At 30.8% G+C, this 17,681-nt stretch carries 14 protein-coding genes and 1 pseudogene; 7 read left to right on the forward strand and 8 right to left on the reverse strand.

What is annotated here, in order from left to right; translation table 11 throughout:
- Both L988_RS06925 and argH read left to right on the forward strand, forming a co-directional pair.
- Positions 1 to 213: pseudogene (locus tag L988_RS06925) on the forward strand (hypothetical protein); the annotation flags it as partial.
- A gap of 211 nt (positions 214 to 424) precedes the next feature.
- Complete coding sequence (argH, locus tag L988_RS06930; protein WP_047382871.1) at positions 425 to 1,840, forward strand: argininosuccinate lyase; 1,416 nt, start codon at positions 425 to 427, stop codon at positions 1,838 to 1,840.
- A 604-nt stretch (positions 1,841 to 2,444) separates the two neighbouring features.
- Here argH and L988_RS06935 read toward each other — a convergent pair.
- Together L988_RS06935 and L988_RS06940 are read right to left on the reverse strand one after the other, a co-directional pair.
- Complete coding sequence (locus tag L988_RS06935; protein WP_047382873.1) at positions 2,445 to 2,978, reverse strand: DUF2250 domain-containing protein; 534 nt, start codon at positions 2,976 to 2,978, stop codon at positions 2,445 to 2,447.
- Between the two features lie 13 nt (positions 2,979 to 2,991).
- Positions 2,992 to 4,071 (reverse strand): replication initiation protein, encoded by a 1,080-nt coding sequence (locus L988_RS06940; RefSeq protein WP_156111938.1) that lies wholly within the window; start codon positions 4,069 to 4,071, stop codon positions 2,992 to 2,994.
- 226 nt (positions 4,072 to 4,297) lie between these two features.
- Here L988_RS06940 and L988_RS06945 point away from each other — a divergent pair, with 226 nt between their 5' ends.
- From L988_RS06945 to L988_RS06960, 4 genes are read left to right on the forward strand one after another with little or no spacing between them, the layout of a single operon-like run.
- Positions 4,298 to 4,603 carry a PTS sugar transporter subunit IIB gene (locus L988_RS06945; protein WP_047382876.1) on the forward strand — a complete coding sequence of 102 codons (306 nt, stop codon included), beginning with the start codon at positions 4,298 to 4,300 and terminating at the stop codon, positions 4,601 to 4,603.
- A 14-nt stretch (positions 4,604 to 4,617) separates the two neighbouring features.
- Positions 4,618 to 5,979: a PTS cellobiose transporter subunit IIC gene (gene celB, locus L988_RS06950; RefSeq protein ID WP_197053387.1), complete on the forward strand. Its 1,362-nt coding sequence runs from the start codon at positions 4,618 to 4,620 to the stop codon at positions 5,977 to 5,979.
- 10 nt (positions 5,980 to 5,989) lie between these two features.
- Positions 5,990 to 6,301: a PTS lactose/cellobiose transporter subunit IIA gene (locus L988_RS06955; protein WP_047382878.1), complete on the forward strand. Its 312-nt coding sequence runs from the start codon at positions 5,990 to 5,992 to the stop codon at positions 6,299 to 6,301.
- Between the two features lie 17 nt (positions 6,302 to 6,318).
- Positions 6,319 to 7,665, forward strand: a complete 1,347-nt coding sequence (locus tag L988_RS06960; protein ID WP_047382880.1) for a 6-phospho-beta-glucosidase — start codon at positions 6,319 to 6,321, stop codon at positions 7,663 to 7,665.
- A gap of 33 nt (positions 7,666 to 7,698) precedes the next feature.
- Here L988_RS06960 and L988_RS13440 read toward each other — a convergent pair whose 3' ends face one another.
- The 3 genes from L988_RS13440 to L988_RS13820 all read right to left on the reverse strand — a co-directional run bounded on the left by L988_RS13440 (position 7,699) and on the right by L988_RS13820 (position 11,472).
- Positions 7,699 to 8,334: a (deoxy)nucleoside triphosphate pyrophosphohydrolase gene (locus L988_RS13440; protein ID WP_081990314.1), complete on the reverse strand. Its 636-nt coding sequence runs from the start codon at positions 8,332 to 8,334 to the stop codon at positions 7,699 to 7,701.
- Positions 8,331 to 11,225: a DUF3427 domain-containing protein gene (locus tag L988_RS06970; RefSeq protein WP_052191740.1), complete on the reverse strand. Its 2,895-nt coding sequence runs from the start codon at positions 11,223 to 11,225 to the stop codon at positions 8,331 to 8,333. Before L988_RS06970 ends, L988_RS13440 begins: the two co-directional genes overlap by 4 nt.
- A 121-nt stretch (positions 11,226 to 11,346) precedes the next feature.
- Positions 11,347 to 11,472 carry a HepT-like ribonuclease domain-containing protein gene (locus tag L988_RS13820; RefSeq protein WP_197053952.1) on the reverse strand — a complete coding sequence of 42 codons (126 nt, stop codon included), beginning with the start codon at positions 11,470 to 11,472 and terminating at the stop codon, positions 11,347 to 11,349.
- 302 nt (positions 11,473 to 11,774) lie between these two features.
- On the opposite strand from L988_RS13820, the gene L988_RS06980 reads away from it, so the two are divergent.
- The gene (locus L988_RS06980) at positions 11,775 to 12,326 is read left to right on the forward strand and encodes a flavodoxin family protein (RefSeq protein WP_047382881.1); all 552 of its coding nucleotides are present in this window, start codon (positions 11,775 to 11,777) and stop codon (positions 12,324 to 12,326) included.
- A 43-nt stretch (positions 12,327 to 12,369) separates the two neighbouring features.
- On the opposite strand, the gene L988_RS06985 is transcribed toward L988_RS06980, so the two are convergent.
- The 3 genes from L988_RS06985 to uxaC form a co-directional block, all read right to left on the reverse strand.
- Positions 12,370 to 14,910, reverse strand: coding sequence for a flavocytochrome c (locus L988_RS06985; protein WP_052191741.1), 2,541 nt, complete (start codon positions 14,908 to 14,910; stop codon positions 12,370 to 12,372).
- A gap of 78 nt (positions 14,911 to 14,988) precedes the next feature.
- Positions 14,989 to 16,209, reverse strand: a complete 1,221-nt coding sequence (locus L988_RS06990) for an AarF/UbiB family protein (protein WP_047382883.1) — start codon at positions 16,207 to 16,209, stop codon at positions 14,989 to 14,991.
- A gap of 71 nt (positions 16,210 to 16,280) precedes the next feature.
- Entirely contained in the window at positions 16,281 to 17,681 is a 1,401-nt protein-coding gene (gene uxaC / locus L988_RS06995) for a glucuronate isomerase (protein WP_047382885.1), read from the reverse strand.

Genomic DNA, 17,681 nt, shown 5'->3' on the forward strand with positions numbered 1-17,681 from the left:
GGAGTTCCTAGACAAGTTGCTGTACTTGCTTTCCAATTGGGAGATGGATTTACAAATATGTTCGTTCCAACTTCTGGAATTCTGATGGCGATTTTAGGAATTGCTAAGATCGAATGGGGAGTTTGGGCAAAGTTACAAATTAAATTCCAAGGAGTTCTGTTCCTTCTAGGTTCAATCTTCATGGTAATCGGGGTTTTAATCAATCTTCAATAGATTGTATAAAAATAAAAAATAGAGGTTAGTTCACTTCCATAGACGGAGCCTAAGGCCGACGGCGTTGATGTCATGATCCTGTGAATTAAGTATTGTGACGCTGCCATAACAATACGCTTATTAACTTAGTTAAGTTCTCTAGGGCATACCATATTTGGTATGCCTTTTCTTTTGGGGTAGTAATTTTTACTAAATTTTAGGAGGATGAGAAATGCAGTACTTTTCAGGAAGATTCAAAGAAGCAGCAAGTGATTTAATTTTAGATTTTCACTCGTCAATCCACTTTGATAAAAGATTATATAGATATGATATTATGGGAAGTATCGCTCACGTTAGAGGGCTAGCTAAAATGGATATCATTTCGAAAGAGGATGGAGAGCTAATAGAAAAAACTCTTATAGAAATTTTAGAGAGTATCGAGAAAGGTGAGATTGAGTTTTGTACAACATATGAAGATATTCATATGAATATTGAGAAGATTTTGATTGATAGAATTGGGGATGTTGGAAAAAAGCTACACACTGGACGTAGCAGAAACGACCAAGTAGCTGTTGATATGAGACTCTTTGCAAAGGATGAAGTTAAAAAGATTCAATCGTTTCTTTTAGAGTTGATTGAGGTTACAACAGAGCTTGGAGAGAAAAATTTTGAGACGTATATGCCTGGGTTTACTCACCTTCAAAAAGCTCAACCCATCTCTTTTGGACACTATATGTTTGCATACTCAGAGATGTTTAAAAGAGACTTCAAGCGTCTAGAAAATGCTGCGGAACTTATGGATTACTCTCCTCTTGGAAGTGCTGCTCTTGCAGGAACAACTTATCCAATAGATAGAGAGTTCACAGCTGCAATTCTAGGTTTTAAAGGACCTACTTTAAACTCTTTAGATGGGGTTAGTGACAGAGATTATCTGATTGAGATTATGTCAGGGCTTTCTATAACAATGATGCATCTTTCTAGATTCTCAGAGGAAATCATAATCTATAGCTCAAATGACTATGGTTATATTGAGTTAAGTGACTCTTTCTCAACTGGAAGTAGTATCATGCCACAAAAGAAAAATCCAGATGCAGCTGAACTAGTTAGGGGGAAAACTGGTAGAGTTTACGGGGATTTAATAGCACTTTTAACTACTATGAAAGGGATTCCTTTGGCATACAATAAAGATATGCAAGAGGATAAAGAGGCTTTCTTTGATGCTGTAGATACTGTCAAAGGATGTTTACAGGTGTTTATTGGAATGGTTAAAACTCTAAAAGTGAAAGATGAGGTTTTACTTTTAGCATGTAACGACGGTTTTATAAATGCGACTGACGTTGCTGACTATCTGACAGTGAGAGGAATGAGTTTTAGAGAGGCTTACAAAATAACAGGGGCAATTGTGAGTTACTGTATTGAAAACAACTTAAATCTAGAGACTCTTTCTCTAGAGAAGTATAAAGAGTTTTCATATATTTTTAGCGGGGATATATATGAAACTATAGCTATTAAAACGTGTGTTGAAAAAAGAAAGTCCTTAGGTGGACCTAGTAAAGATAGTTTACTATCTCATCTAGAAGATTTAAATAGATTTATTGCGGGGGCTAAAATAGATCTTATTAACTATAGATTAAACGATATCTTTTAAATAGTATATTTTAAGAAAAAGCTCTAGGGATTTTGATATCCCTAGAGCTTTTTTTAGTCTTTTTTCACTACAAACATCTTTGTCAATATGAATGTGAAAACTCCTAATAGAGGGCGGTGGTAGTTCATAAGACGGTTTATTTTCCTTACCCCATTTTAGAGTTATTTTCAAAATAACTAAAAAAAGTACAGAATAGAAAAAAGAGAGAAAATTTCTCTTCTCTCTAATCGTAAAGAATAGTCAGTTCTTTACTAAGTGCTATATCCTATTTTAATTTCTAGTATGCTAATTTAGTCAGCATAAAGAAAATCACGATAATAAATAACTTAGTCAAAGTTTCCACCCCCTTTCTGTTAGGGATAATTTTCTTTAATCTGGAATCTAGCACTTACTTATATTTTAGCATTAATTACAAAAAATAAAAAGAGCTTTAAAAGTTGACTAGACTTTAAAGCTCTTTCTCGGAAACTTGACATCTCCAATTATTTATTTATCGTTAACTAAAGTATACTATCTTTTTATATAAAAATCAACTTATACTTTTGATGCTACACTTCCTAAATGTAGTTTATTCAATTATAAATACTCCTACTTACCTAGTCGATTATATTATAACTATATTCTCTAATTTAGCTAACTGTTCTCTTTGAAACTCTAGTATCTCACCACGAAGAGTTATTGTTGAGCCGTACTCTTTTGATAAGATTTCAAAACTATCTTCTAAAACTGTTTTTACAGCAGACTCTTGAGAGTACGGAAAATCTATAACACAATACACTCTTTTTTCAACTGAAACTGTAGAGTTATCCAAACTATTTTGAAGAGCTTTATTATAAGTTTTAAAAGCTTCTCTCACCTCTAGCTCCTCATCAAATTGCATCTCTTTTGCTACTTTCTCACCTAGCTTTGTCAGTTCAAAGTAGGTATGGTTCCTATGTTTTGTTACAACATTATTCTCTTTCGTTTTATAGTTCACCATTACATTTTGCACTCTTTGAAGAACTTTTTCTAAAACTAATTTTTTAACTGTATCTCTCACATCATTTTGATTCTCTAAAATTCTATTGGCCAACTTTGATATAAACGTCGGTCCTATTTTATATATCGTCAATATTATCTTCTTTTCTAAACTATTCATATGAACATCCTTTCTATTTTCTATACTTTAAATAAATATCTATTTTCGAATTTCCAGTAGGATTAAATAGAAGCTCTAGCTTCAAATTCTCACTTATAATTTCTAATGGCTTTTCGGATTTAATTGAAAATAACTGTTTTGCTAAGTTTGTATTATAATCCAATGTACTTATCTCTGGAAAATTAAGAGGATGAATCTCTCTATGTACAATTTTTCTAAAAACATCTATATTTTGAGCTTCGATTTCACTGCTTTTTAACAAAACATAAAACTCTCCAATTTTATCACATAAAACCCCTTCTAATAAACTATCAAAATTTAGTCCATACTTCTTTTTATTTTTTATAGTGAATAATACCTTAGCTTTTACATAGTCATAATTATGTAAATTCATAGCATCAAATAATAGATACGCTACCTTTTTTTTATCTACTATATGATTCTTATATAATTTTAAAAATAACTTTGTATATATTTTCAATGTTTCAACTTTAGAGTTTTGAATATTAAATACTATACTCCAATTCTCCTCTATCTTTTTCATTGTAAATCCTATATTAAAATCTGTATTTTTATTTATATCCTCAATTAATGGAGTTAATACAAATCTTTTTAAATCATACAATCTCGAGTAACTTTCAATTGATATCAATTCCTTAAATTTTTCCACATCAATATCTAATGTATTTTTTAAAATATTTGTTTTTAACACTTTATAAAAAAATTCAATTGAAAATATATTTTTTAAAAACAGCGCTTCTCTTAATGAGTATTTAAAAACTTTCTCTTTATTTATTAAATAATCTACAAACTCTGAATTTAAGCTAACCTTAAATGAATCTTTTTGAAAAATTATACAATTAAAAAATGGACAATAAACCTTTTCTTTATCTTGCTCTATAAAAAATACCCCTTTTTTACCAAGTCTTTCTATAAAATTTTTCTTACAATTTCTCAATTTGGGTATCTCTATTTCATCTAAAAAAAACTCTAGCTTCTCTTTTTTTAAGTACTTCTCTATTAAAAGTTTTAAAATTATCTTTTCCTCTTTCAATAGTTGTGACGAAAATTCCAAAAAATATTTATTTTTCATAAAAATTTCACACTCTCCCCTTTTTAAAAATAACGAAAATTCTAATCTCTTTTTTTCAACAGTGAATCTTTTCGTGTTTATTATCAAATTTTACCATCTTTTTCCATATTTTTATACAACAAAAACGAAAAATAGAGACTTTGGTTCGAAATTTGACATTATTTTTTAGATATCGTATCATTGTGACAATAAGACGTCAAATAAATTTTTTAGGAGGTTTTACTTTATGAAAAAAATATTACTGTTATGTGCTGCTGGAATGTCAACGAGCTTACTTGTTACAAAAATGAAAAATTCCGCTAAAGAGAAAGGAATCGAAGTAGAAATCGAAGCCTGCCCCGTAGAAAAATTTACAGATAAATTACCTGCATATGATATCTTTCTTTTAGGACCTCAAGTTAGATTTAAGCAAGATGAACTCAATTTAATCGCCAAAGAGCACAATAAACGAGTAGAAGTTATAAACATGATGGACTATGGAACTATGAATGGAAAAAAAGTTCTTGAAGATGCACTAAATCACTTAAAATAATCGGAGGTATACATATGGCTGCAATGGATCGTTTAAATAATATTTTAGAAAAACATTTTTTACCTATAGCTATGAAAATTTCATCACAGACACATATTCAATCTGTTAGAGATGGACTTACTTTATCAATGCCACTACTTATTGTTGGATCTATATTTTTAATTTTTGGTTTTTTACCTATCCCTGGTTATCCTGAATTTATGAGTAGCGTATTTGGACCACTTTGGAAAGCTAGAATTTTATATCCAGTACAAGTTACTTTTGATATTATGGCTTTATTTATTGCTATTGGAGTTGCTTATAGACTGGCCGAAAGAAGAAAAGTTGATCCTTTATCTTGTGCCGCCATATCTTTAACTGCATTCCTACTTTTAACTCCATTTAATATTGCTCATAAGTATAGCGATATTGTTTTAAATGTTAAAGGAATTGACTTAGATTTAATTGGAAGTAAAGGAATTTTTGTGGCTATTTTAACCGGTCTTTCTACTACTGAAATTGTTAAATTTGCAGTAGAAAAGAATTTAGTTATCAAAATGCCAGATTCTGTTCCTCCTGCTGTTAGTAAATCTTTCTCTGCTATTATTCCAGCTATGCTAGTTATACTATCTGGTTTAACTTTAAGAATTTTATTTGAAATTACACCATTTGATCATATTCATAATTTTATAATTACTATTATTGGAAAACCGTTAACTATTCTAGGCGGTTCTTTTATTGGAACTCTTCTAGCAGTTTTAGCAGCACAACTTCTTTGGTCTATGGGACTACACGGACCTAATATTGTTGGTTCTGTTATGACTCCTATTTGGCTAGGAATGATGGATCAAAATAGAATTGCTTTTCAAGCTGGAGAAGTCATCCCTAACATTTCTGGATCTAGCTTTGTTTTTTTAGCATCAAAATTAGGAGGCTCTGGATTAACTTTAGGACTAACTTTCTTTATGGCATTCTTTGCAAAGAGTAAGCAACTTAAAGAGATTGGAAAAATGTCTTTAGGTCCTGGAATTTTTAATATCAATGAACCTATTATTTTTGGTACGCCAATTGTTATGAATCCTATTTTAATTATTCCTTTTATCGTTGCTCCTTTAGTTACTACAACTATAACGTATTTCGGAATGAAATTTGGATTTATTGCTCTTACAAATGGAATTAATGTTCCTTGGACTTTACCCGCTCCTATCTATGGTTTCTTAGTTACTGGTGGACATATTTCTGGAGCTGTTATTGGAACTGTTGTTGTCCTTATCTCTTGTGTTATTTACTATCCGTTCTTTAAAATATATGATGCTCAAAAAGTAAAAGAGGAATGGTCTTTTGAACAAGAAGCAAAAAAAGATGAAGAAGAGATTGGAGAGTTTGAAACAATTTAAATAGGGAGGAGTGATTATGGATTTAGAAATGGCCGCTATGGGCTTAGTAGGAAATGCAGGTGAAAGTAGAAGTTTATCTTTCGAAGCTTTAAAGTTTGCTAAGAATGGCGAATTTGAAAAAGCTGAAGAACTTTTAAATGAAGCAAAAAAGTATTCATTAATGGCTCATGAAGTTCAAACAGAACTTATTTGTAAAGAAGCTGATGGAAATAAAGTTGAACTTGGTCTTTTAATGGTTCATGCTCAAGATCATTTAATGACATCTATTTTAGCAAGAGAACTTATACACGAATTAATTGAAATCTATAAAATAAAAAAATAAAACTTGGAGGAAATATTATGGATAAGAGATTAAAAATAGTTACAATTGGTGGGGGATCATCATATACTCCTGAAATCATTGAAGGTTTTATTAAAAGATATAAAGAATTACCTGTTAGTGAGCTTTGGCTAGTAGATATTGAAGAGGGTAAAGAAAAATTAGAGATTGTTGGAAATTTAGCTAAAAGAATGGTTGAACAAGCTGGATTAAAAGGTAAATTTGATATCCACCTTACTTTAGATAGAAGGGAAGCTTTAAAAGATGCTGATTTCGTTACAACTCAATTCAGAGTTGGACTTTTAGAAGCTAGAATCAGAGATGAAAGAATTCCTTTAAGATATGGAATGATTGGGCAAGAAACAAATGGAGCTGGTGGATTTACTAAAGCTTTAAGAACAATTCCTGTAATTTTAGATATTTGTAAAGACATAACTGAACTTTGTCCTAACGCTTGGCTTGTTAACTTCACAAATCCTAGTGGAATGGTTACTGAAGCTGTTATAAAATATTATCCAAATATCAAAATAGCTGGCCTTTGCAATGTTCCTATCGGAGTTAGAAAATCTGTAGTTGACGCATTAAAAGCTAAAGATGAAGAGGTTGAACTAATCTGTGGAGGATTAAACCACTTCTTCTGGGGAAGAAAAGTTTTACACAATGGTGTAGATAAAACTAAAGAAGCTGTAGCTGGAGTTTTAGCTGATCTCGAAAATACTCCTGCAAACCTAAGAACAAAAGAGCCTTGGTTAAAAGATCAAATTATGGATTTAGGTATGATTCCTTGTGGATACCATAGATATTACTATATGACTGATGAGATGTTAAGAGCACAGGTTGCAGATATTAAATCTGGAAAAGGAACTAGAGGAGAGCAAGTTAAAGTTGTTGAAAATGAGTTATTCGAATTATATAAAGACCCTAACTTAAATATTAAACCTAAACAGTTAGAGCAAAGAGGTGGACAGTATTATTCTGATGCTGCTTGTGAGTTAATTAATTCTATTTATAATGATAAAGGAACTGTAATTGTTGTTTCAACTAAAAATAATGGTGTTATTGATTGCTTACCTGATAACTGTGCTGTTGAAGTTACTGCTAGAGTTTATAGAGATGGTATCAAGCCATTCCCTCAAGATCCTATGCCTGTTGAAGCTAGAGGAATCTTACAGCTTATGAAATCATTTGAAGAGATGACTATAGAAGCTGCTGTTACTGGAAATTATGGAAAAGCTTTACACGCTTTAACTTTAAATCCTCTTGTTAATAGTGGTAATCAAGTAAAAACAATGTTTGACGAAATCATTAGAGAAAACTGGGATTTCCTTCCTCAGTTCCATCATGCTATATCTAGATATAAGTATTAATTTAAAAGGGCTATTATTTCAATAGCCCTTTTTCTATATTCTAGAATTTAATTGATTTAACTTTTTACACACAGCCTCTTTCGAAGTTTTACTTACTCCATAACTATCTAGTTTTTCCTCTAACTCTTCTCTCGTTTTGACAACCTCTTTATTCCACTCACCAAAAGCGATAACATTCAAAATCAAACTTTTAGGTCTCACCAAAACCTCTATCTCTTTTGTACTCAAAGCCCCTTTATCCACTTTAAAAATAGAGATATTTTTAAGCTCTTTTTCACTTTTTACTAACTTTTCTAACGTAGGAATATCTGTTGGTACCCACTCTAAGTTTTGCAACTCTTCTCTTTTCAACCACTTAAACTCTTGGTGTTCAACTAACTCAAAGTCAGTGAAATCTAAAATATCACAACTGTAAGTAGTTAGATTTATAATAAACTTTTCATACTCCTTCTCTACTACATCAAATAGTTCACCAACTTTGATAGAGATATTTAACTCCTCCTCAATCTCTCTTCTCAAAGCCTCTTTCGGGTCCTCTCCATCCTCTATCTTACCACCAGGAAACTCCCATAACCCAGGAAAAGTTTTGTCTACTGGCCTCATAGCACAAAATATCTCTCCATTCTGATTCTCTAAAATTGCACCTACCACATAGATAGTTTTTTTCATATCTCTCTCCTATTCTCCAACTCTTTCTTTTCAGCGACTTCTAAGTAATTTTCTACTCTTTCTGTCAACTCAACATACATCTCTTTTGAAAGTGGATTTTCTAACTTCAACTTTGTTCTAATTGGTTTTTCACCACTATAATCTACAGTGTCACCTTTTCCTATATAGATATATGGCTGAATCTCTCCATCAATCTCTTTAATCTTTCTTAAAAATATATGTAAATTTATTCCTCTTTCTCTATTTCTAACTATATTTTGTCCTCTCTCACTCTCAACTTTTGTTGAGTTTGGACTCTCCCATTGGAAGTGATATCTATCCAATATCTTATCATTATACTTTATACTTTCTTTTATATCCTCATCTTTATGCAACTCAACAAACAGGAAGTAATCATTTCCATTTGATAACAATCCACTTCCTCTAAAAGCACTATGTTTTTTTTCATAGTTACAAATTAGTGCAACATCTTTCATATTATAGTTTTCATACAATTTTAAAAATGGGAATCCATAATCTTTTTTACCAAAAATTTCTGAATACTTCAAAAGTCCATAGTCTAAAATCTGAAGAATATAATCTTTTACCTCTTTAGATTTTAAAACCTCTTTTAAAACTTCACTCATTTCAATAGAATCACCTTTTTTTAAGAATAAAGACTCACATCTTTTCAAATCACTAGAATCCGAATAATCTCCACATAAAAAATCTTTAGCATGGTTTAAAGTAACTTTTACATGCTTCAAAGATATCACATCAATATATTTTCCTAAGATTTTTATCTCATCCTCTTTTAATAACTCACCCTTTGATATAATCTCGTGAGCTATTGCGAACTCATACACTCTTTTTATAGGTAACATTCTTTCAAACTCTCTTATAACTATCTTTTGTGTCTCATTTATACCAAAAGTTTTTTCATCTATTTTTTCTAAAAAATCCAAGTATGATTTTACTTTTAATTTTTGAAGTTTTGAATACTTATAAAAATTTGGAGCTTCCTCATACTGAGTGAAGTTTATTGGCATTGGAACTCTACCTTGTAAAATATCTTTAAACTCTTTATACTCCTCTTTCAGATATTTTAAACTATTAAAATTCTCATTATCAAGCTGTTTTAAAATCTCCTCTTTACAAATCTCATCCATTTTTATATGAACAGACTTTGATAAATTGTCAAAATCTCTTTTTACAGCAATCTTTACACTCTCTTTATCATAGCCTTTTTTACCAATCAAAGCCAAAGCTATTAAAAAAGCTCTTGAGTGATTTCCTATAAAATCTATAACTGTTAAAAACTCTTTATTTTCAAAGTGTCTCAGACCTCTTCCAAGTTGTTGAGTGAAAATAATTGGTGAAGCTGTTGGTCTTAACATTAAAATACTGTTTATACACGGAATATCTACTCCTTCATTGAATAGATTTACCGTAAATATAACCTCTAAATGATCACTTTCTCTAAAACTTTTTAAGATTTGATCTCTAGTATCCTTACTGTCTGTTCCTGTAATTGAAACAGCCTTTATTCCCTTTTGAACAAACTGACTAGCCATAAACTCTGCATGTTCTACTGAGATACAAAATCCTACTGTCTTTCTTTTCTCTCCGCTGTATCCATAGAAATTCATTTTCTCTATTATAAAATCAACACGTCTCTCTGTATTCAAAACTCTAGCAACTGCCGATATATCATTTAAATCCACCTTTGATAAATCAACTTCCTCTATATCTTTTATCCCATAATAATGAAATGGTACAACTAGTTCTTTATCCAAAGCTTCCTGTAAACGTATCTCAACAGGAACATTCATATCGAAAACTTCATATATATTTCCACCGTCACATCTCTCTGGTGTAGCTGTTAATCCTAACAAAAACTGAGGCTTAAAATAATTCAAAATAGGTTCATAACTCTTCGCTGTTATATGATGAGCCTCATCAACTATTATGTAATCAAACTCATTTTCATGAAATTCAGAGTATCTTAAACTCAAAGTTTGAACTGTAGCAAAAACATAATCTCTATCACTATTTTTAAAATTCCCTGTGAACTTCCCCATAGTTTTATTCGGCAAAACCTTTTTAAAAGTAGCTATAGCGGAGTTTAATATCTCCTCATTATGAACAACAAAAAGAAGACGTTTAGCTTTAAACGCCCTCACATCAAAAGCTCCTAGATAAGTTTTTCCTGTTCCTGTGGCTGCGATACATAGTGCTCTTTTCTCTTTATAAACCCTTAAATCCTCTAAGTTTTTCAAGGCTTCTTTTTGCATATAATTCGGTTCTATCTCACATTCGTTATAGATTCCAAACTCATGATCTTCAGCTGCCATTAGATACTCGTTTTTCTGAACTTTTTTTACAATCTTCTCTTGCTTTTTAACATATGAAACTATATATGGATTTACATTTTCGACTGCTTTTTCCCAAAGGTAATTGAACTCATTTAATATTCCAGTTATAAATTCACTTCCTTTAGGAGTTACTACTCCTGTATTCCACTCTATATTACTTTTAAGACCACTTTTTGTGAGATTAGATGAACCTATTATCGCTTTATAGCTATTTTCATATTCAAACACATATCCCTTTGTATGAAAGCCTTCCATCTTATCGCTATCAAAAAATTTCACTTCTATATTTTTAAATTTTTTTAGGTATTGGACTGCTTTAAGTTCTGTAAAATGAAGGTAGTTTGTTGTTAAAATTCTACCTTTAATCTCTGAATTCTCTGTTTTTTTTAAAGCATCTAAAAGTATTTGCACTCCCGCAAAATTTATAAATGCAACTGAAAAGAAAAACTCTTTTGCATCTTGAAACCCCTCTTCTAAATATCTATATAAATTTTTACTGTTCTCAAAATTAGTATTACTTATAAATTCATATTTCATAGTATCCCCCAACTATTTTCTAGTTTTTATAAACTCTTCCAAATCCTCTGAATAACTTTGAAGTATATCTTTTCTTAGCTCATTCAGTTCCATATATTTTTTTATTTACTTTATTTGTACTCTATCCTTCCAATATCTTCTGAGCTAATCTTAAAGAATCCACCAAATGATTTTCAATTATTTTTTGTAAAATCTCTATATTCAAACTTTGATAATCATGAACCGCTATATTTCTAAATCCTACCATTCCTTGAAGATCTAAAGATAATTTTTTATCAATAACTTCATTTTTTTATTTTTATGTAATGCATACCTAAATTTAAAGTTGCTTCACACATTCTTTGCAAATTCAATATTATAGAATCTTGTTTTGTATAATTTTCTAAATTATTAAAATCATCTCTCAATTCAATCGGCTCCTCTCATTTTTTCTTATAGTTTATCATTTTCTATTATTCATGTAAACTGAACTGTTAGATTCAAAAAAATCTCTTGCCTTAAAGCCAACTCTAAGTTGTATACTGTGGTATCTTATTTTAGGAGGTCAAAATGGAAAAAATACTATTTTTAAATGGAAGTCCAAGATTAAAAGGAAATACTCATTTTGCTCTAAAAACTTTAGAGGAGCAAATTGATAAAACAAAGAGTGAAGTTGAATTTATCGATGTGACGAAGTTCAACGTAGCTGGCTGCATAGCTTGCGACTCTTGCAAAAGAAACAATGGGAAATGTTTTATGAGTGATGATACTAACGAGTTAGTTCAAAAGATTGTTGATGCAGATACTCTTATTTTTGGTTCACCTGTATACTGGTGGGGAATCTCAGCTCAACTGAAAGCTCTAATCGATAAGATGTATTCAAAAGCTCACGGCACTGAATTAACTGATAAGAAAAAAAGAGTTGGACTTATCTCTGTTGGTGCTGACGAAATCGGTGCTGAACAGTATAGAATTATCTCTTCACAGTTCAGATGTATCTGTGAATACCTTGGATGGGAATTCTTTATCGATGAAGCTATCTCAGCTCACAATCCAAACGACTTATCAACTCAAAATGAAACTCTATCTCTTTTAAAAGAGCTTGGAGAATCACTTAATTGACACAATAAAAGAGCTATCCGTCAAAAACGAATAGCTCTTTTTTCTATTTCATTATATTTTCTCCAGCTCTTTTTCCAAAAACAATTATTTCTGTTATGGCATTTCCACCTAATCTATTTGTTCCGTGAAGACCTCCAACAATCTCTCCTGCTGCAAACAGACCCTCTATAGGCTGAGCCTTTTTATCTAAAACTTGTCCCTTTGTATTCACACGAACTCCACCCATCGTATGATGAACTGCAGGTGCAACTTTCTGGATATAAAATGGTCCTTTTTCTATTGATAGCAATGTTCCTCTTCTATTAAAATCTAAATCTTTTTTATTTTGAACAAAGCCATTATATTTAGATATTGTTTTTAAAAGATTTTCTTCATCTATATTCATAACTCTAGCAATCTCTTCTAAGCTATCAGAAATAGCTATCAGATTAGAATTTTTTAGTCTTTCAACTTCCTCTTTATTCTTACTAACATAGTTTGTTATACTCTCTATTTCCTCTCCCCAAACTAGATATCCCACACCATTTTCCTGTTTTAATATAGCTTCTGAAACCGTATCTCTTCTTTCAAGCTCCTCAACAAATCTATCTCCAAATTTATTAACTAGTATAGCACCATCGAATCTACTTCCACCAACATGAGAAAGCTCTCCAGTTTCTGGATTTGATATAGGGAACGTCTGAATATATTCCATCTGAACAAAATCAGCATCTACCTTTTCACACATCAAATGTCCGTCACCAGTTATTCCACTAATATTTGTAGTTTTATACCTTTCATCTAAACTTGGATTATATTTTTTTCTCAACTCTACATTTCCACTAAAACCACCTGTAGCTAAAATAACACCTTTTTTAGCCATGAACTTAACCTCTTTTTCATCAATACTTGATAAAACCCCAACAACTCTTTTATTTTCATCTGTTATTAACTCTTTTGAACGAACTGCCGTTCTAATATCTACACCTAGCGAAATTGCTTTAGCTCTAAGTTTAGCAATCAGTTCAATTGCATATTTACCTGAAAAAACAGCTGCTCTTGGCACCGAATGTCCTCCAAAGTGTATAAGTTCATCTTTAAAAGAAACCTTAATCTCATCTTTTAGCCATCTATATGTAGGTAAAGCTTCATTTACAAAGATATCTAAAAGTTCTAAAGAGTTTTCATTATCTCCGCCGGAAAGAATATCCTTTCTATAAAGTTCTATTGAATCTTGGATATCTTTTTCAATTTGAGCATCGTTCCCCGGAATATTTATTCCTCCCATTGAAATCAAAGTATTTCCACCTATAGATGACATCTTTTCCAATAAAACGACTTTAGCTCCTTTAGATGCTGCTGAAATAGATGCTGATAATCCAGCTCCTCCTGCTCCCACTATAACAACATCAAAATTTTCAACTGGTTTAATCAGCTTTCTACTACCACCATCTCCTATTTTCACTAAATTCTCTGCTTCAAGCATTTGAATCTCAAGTTTATCAATGTTTTCACCGGCTTCAATCAAAGCATTTTTTACAGCTTCTCTAATTCCTCTTGAACTCATAGAACATCCCGAGACATTTGGAACCAAAATAGTGTTAGCCTCTACTATCAATTTTGGTATATGATTAAATGCTGGATCTGAGATTATCTTAGTTTCATTATGAGAAAGTATCTCTAAATTTTTTATAACATTTCCAGAAATCTCTACCTCTACTAAAATATCTCCTCCATAACCTTTTCCTGTACCTTTAAATTTCCCGTTCTTCATCTCTCTCTCCTCTTTATCTAACATTGCCTTTATTGGAATTTGTATCTCTGTTATATATTCAGCTTTATTCTGAGATAAAAAAGAGTTTATAATATCAATTTCATATATAAATGGTTCAATGCTAATTTTATTTAATAATATATAGTCCAGAATTTTCTTCAAAGCATTTTCTCTATTTCCAGCTCTATATCTTATAGTTATATATTCACTTTTTTCAGTTTTTTGAATTTTTTCCAAATTTTTTAAAAAACCTTCATTTTGAAAAAGTAAAAATTCGCTTATTTTTTCAGTCGTATCTTTAGTAAAATTTAAAAATCTAAACTTTTTTCCTAAATAAGCATTTCCACATTCAACTGATGCTTCAATAATTTTGTAAATATCAAAAATAGAGTTGTTCAGATTTTTATTTGTGATAGTGTCTAAATTATAAATAAACTTTTCAGGTAAACACTTTAATACAATCTTATCCACTTCTAAATATGAAAATTCATCTAATAGATTTTGTAATCTCATCTTACTCTGTTTTAATTCCTCTATCTCCCTATCGATATCCTCTATTTTCTTTCGATAAGTAGTAAAAAAACTATTCATCTCTCTCGAGCTCACCTGCTCGAATCTATTTTTAATCTCCTCTAAAGAAAATCTGTTATCTTTCAAAGTGATTATATTTTTTAATTTTAAAATTTGATACTCACTGTAGTATCTATAACCATTACTTTTATCCACATAATCTGGCTTCAAAATGCTATTTTCATCATAGTATCTCAATGTTTTATTAGAAAGTCCTGTTATTTTAGATATCTCGCCGATGGAATAGAACTCTTTTTTCATAACTTTTTTCCTCCAAAAACTTATTCTACAAGAAAAGTATAAACTATACCCTAAGGTCAATATCAACTTTTAGTTATTTCAATCTTTCAACTCACTTTTTAACAACTCTGTAAACTCTCTTATATCATTCATTAAGTTAACTTCTGGATTACATTTCAAAACCATACCATCTAAATACATAAGACTTTTAATAACATGAAACATCCCCTCTTCAAACTCCATCCCAGAATTTATAGATAACTTTATTGTCTCCATCATACGTTTTGTTAAGCTCACATCTGAAACACTGCTATCTTTAAAATCACTGTAAAGAGCTTTAAATTTTTCTAAGAATTTTTCAAAATCTTTCTGATTCAACCTCTTCTCCGACATCTCATTTAAATAAAAAGCTGATTTATCATAATCGTATCTCGAAAGATAGTAGAAAAATCCAAATAACCCTTTTCTCAGTTTAGACTTTACTTTACCTATAGTTGAGCAATCAATTAAAGTTATCTCACCATTTTCATTTAAAATAATATTTCCGGGATGTAAATCTCCATGAAAAACTCCTAACTTAAACATAAAAAATGTATGATATTTAAAAAGCTTCAATAACTCAGAATATTTCAATCTTCCCTCTTTCAGAAGTGTATTAAAACTTTCTCCCTCTATAAATTTAGAGACAATAACCCTTTCACAACATAAAGATTCTACAAAACTTGAAAAATACAAATCTTTCAAATCAAATTTTTCACTATTTTCATTTTTTAATCTTTCAAAGTAATTAGCTCCTTCAACCTCATTTAAAAAATGGAGCTCTTTTAAAGTCCCCTCCTCTATGTTTTCTAAAACTTCCAAAGGATTAAAAACCTTTTTCAATTTTGGATAGAAAAACAGTAAAATATTCGCTATTTTTTTTGCATTCTCTATATCTTTTAAAAAGCTCTCTTTAAAATTCTCCTTTCGAATTTTTATAGCTACTTTTCTATCTTCTTTATCATTCCCTCTTAAATACCCAATGTGAACTTGACCTATAGAAGCCGACGAAAATGGTAAGTTTTCATAAGATTCTAAAGCATCTAAAATCCATTTATCCTTATCAATTGCTAAATCTATCTCTCGCTTTTGAGCAGCATAACTATACTCGTAAAGCTTAGATAGATAAACACAGGTTTTCTCATCTATAAAGTCAGCTCTCAAAGCGTAGTATTGAGATATTTTAACAGCCAACAAGCCCATCTCCTCTATCTCCTCTAATCTAGGCGGTTCATTTCTATGAATTTTATATATCAATCTTATCAACTTTAAACTTTTCATTTTCTTCTCCTCTCTCCTATTTTTTCTTTGTTATACAAAAAAAGAGAGGTTAAACCTCTCTTTCATCGCTCTTATTTTGTAATATAGTTATTTACATTGTTGTAACATATATTTTGAACCATTTTTCCTAACTTTTCAATATCGTTTGGAACCTCTCCGTTTTCAACCCACTCAGCAAGTAGGTTACAAAGGATTCTTCTAAAATATTCATGTCTTGTATAAGATAAGAAACTTCTTGAATCTGTTAACATTCCAACAAATCTTGAAAGTAAACCTAGATTAGCTAAAGCCGTCATCTGCTTTATCATTCCATCCTTTTGATCTAAGAACCACCATCCAGATCCTAATTGAATCTTACCTGGGATTCCCCCTCCTTGGAAACATCCAATTAAAGTTCCTAAAGTTTCATTTTCTCTAGGATTTAAGTTATATAAAATAGTTTTAGGTAACTCATCTGTATCATCTAAAGTATCTAAGAAGTGAGATAACGCCTGCACAAAAATGTCATCAGCTATACTATCAAACCCTGTATCAGGACCTAATTTTTTATACATTCTAGTTGAGTTATTTCTGATAGTTCCCATATGAAGCTGCATTATCCAACCTCTTTTGTTATATTCTTTTCCTAGGAATAACATTATAGCTGTTTTAAACATCTTAACTTCATTTTCTGTTAACTCTTCACCAGCTAATCTCTTTTTAAATACATTCTCTACTTCCTCATCAGTTCCTAATAAAAATACAATCGGATCTAATGCGTGGTCAGAAACTCTACATCCAACCTCATGGAAGAACTCAACTCTCTCTGCTAAAGCCGACTTAAACTCTACTACAGTATCAATCTTCTTTCCGTGTAATGTTTCTAACGTTTGAAGCCAAGGCATGAAATCCTCTTTATCAATTCTAACACCTTTGTCAGGTCTGAACGTTGGATTTACAACTACATCAAAACTATCATCTTTTTTTATAGCTATATGATACTCTAAAGAATCGATTGGATCATCTGTTGTACAGATAGCTTTTACATTTGCTCTTTTTATTAAAGATCTTGCTGTAAAATCATCTTTTGCTAACATCTCATTTGTCTTTTCCCAAATCTCTTCAGCTGTTTCCTTCGAAAGAATTGTATCTATTCCAAAGAATCTTTTAAGCTCTAAGTGTGTCCAGTGGAAAAGTGGATTTCCATAACACTCATCTATAGTTTCAGCCCATTTTAAGAACTTCTCTTTATCCTCTTTAGCTCCAGTAATGTATTCCTCATCAACACCATTACTTCTCATAGCTCTCCATTTGTAGTGATCTCCACCTAGCCAAATTTCAGTTATTGATCTATATTTTTTATCCTCGAAAATCTCTTTCGGATTTAAATGACAATGGTAATCGTAAATTGGCATATCTTTTGCATAATCATGATATAACTTTTTAGCTATATCGTTAGTTAATAAAAAATCTTCACACATAAATTGTTTCAT

It is taken from the genome of Cetobacterium sp. ZWU0022 (assembly GCF_000800875.1).
GTDB lineage: Bacteria > Fusobacteriota > Fusobacteriia > Fusobacteriales > Fusobacteriaceae > Cetobacterium_A.

Bases quoted from the DNA above. Each gene is read 5' to 3' on its own strand.
- argH (WP_047382871.1), top strand. From the start codon at position 425: ATGCAGTACTTTTCAGGAAGATTCAAAGAAGCAGCAAGTGATTTAATT.
- L988_RS06935 (WP_047382873.1), bottom strand. From the start codon at position 2,978: ATGAATAGTTTAGAAAAGAAGATAATATTGACGATATATAAAATAGGA.
- L988_RS06940 (WP_156111938.1), bottom strand. From the start codon at position 4,071: ATGAAAAATAAATATTTTTTGGAATTTTCGTCACAACTATTGAAAGAG.
- L988_RS06945 (WP_047382876.1), top strand. From the start codon at position 4,298: ATGAAAAAAATATTACTGTTATGTGCTGCTGGAATGTCAACGAGCTTA.
- celB (WP_197053387.1), top strand. From the start codon at position 4,618: ATGGCTGCAATGGATCGTTTAAATAATATTTTAGAAAAACATTTTTTA.
- L988_RS06960 (WP_047382880.1), top strand. From the start codon at position 6,319: ATGGATAAGAGATTAAAAATAGTTACAATTGGTGGGGGATCATCATAT.
- L988_RS13440 (WP_081990314.1), bottom strand. From the start codon at position 8,334: ATGAAAAAAACTATCTATGTGGTAGGTGCAATTTTAGAGAATCAGAAT.
- L988_RS06970 (WP_052191740.1), bottom strand. From the start codon at position 11,225: ATGAAATATGAATTTATAAGTAATACTAATTTTGAGAACAGTAAAAAT.
- L988_RS13820 (WP_197053952.1), bottom strand. From the start codon at position 11,472: ATGGTAGGATTTAGAAATATAGCGGTTCATGATTATCAAAGTTTGAAT.
- L988_RS06980 (WP_047382881.1), top strand. From the start codon at position 11,775: ATGGAAAAAATACTATTTTTAAATGGAAGTCCAAGATTAAAAGGAAAT.
- L988_RS06985 (WP_052191741.1), bottom strand. From the start codon at position 14,910: ATGAAAAAAGAGTTCTATTCCATCGGCGAGATATCTAAAATAACAGGA.
- L988_RS06990 (WP_047382883.1), bottom strand. From the start codon at position 16,209: ATGAAAAGTTTAAAGTTGATAAGATTGATATATAAAATTCATAGAAAT.
- uxaC (WP_047382885.1), bottom strand. From the start codon at position 17,681: ATGAAACAATTTATGTGTGAAGATTTTTTATTAACTAACGATATAGCT.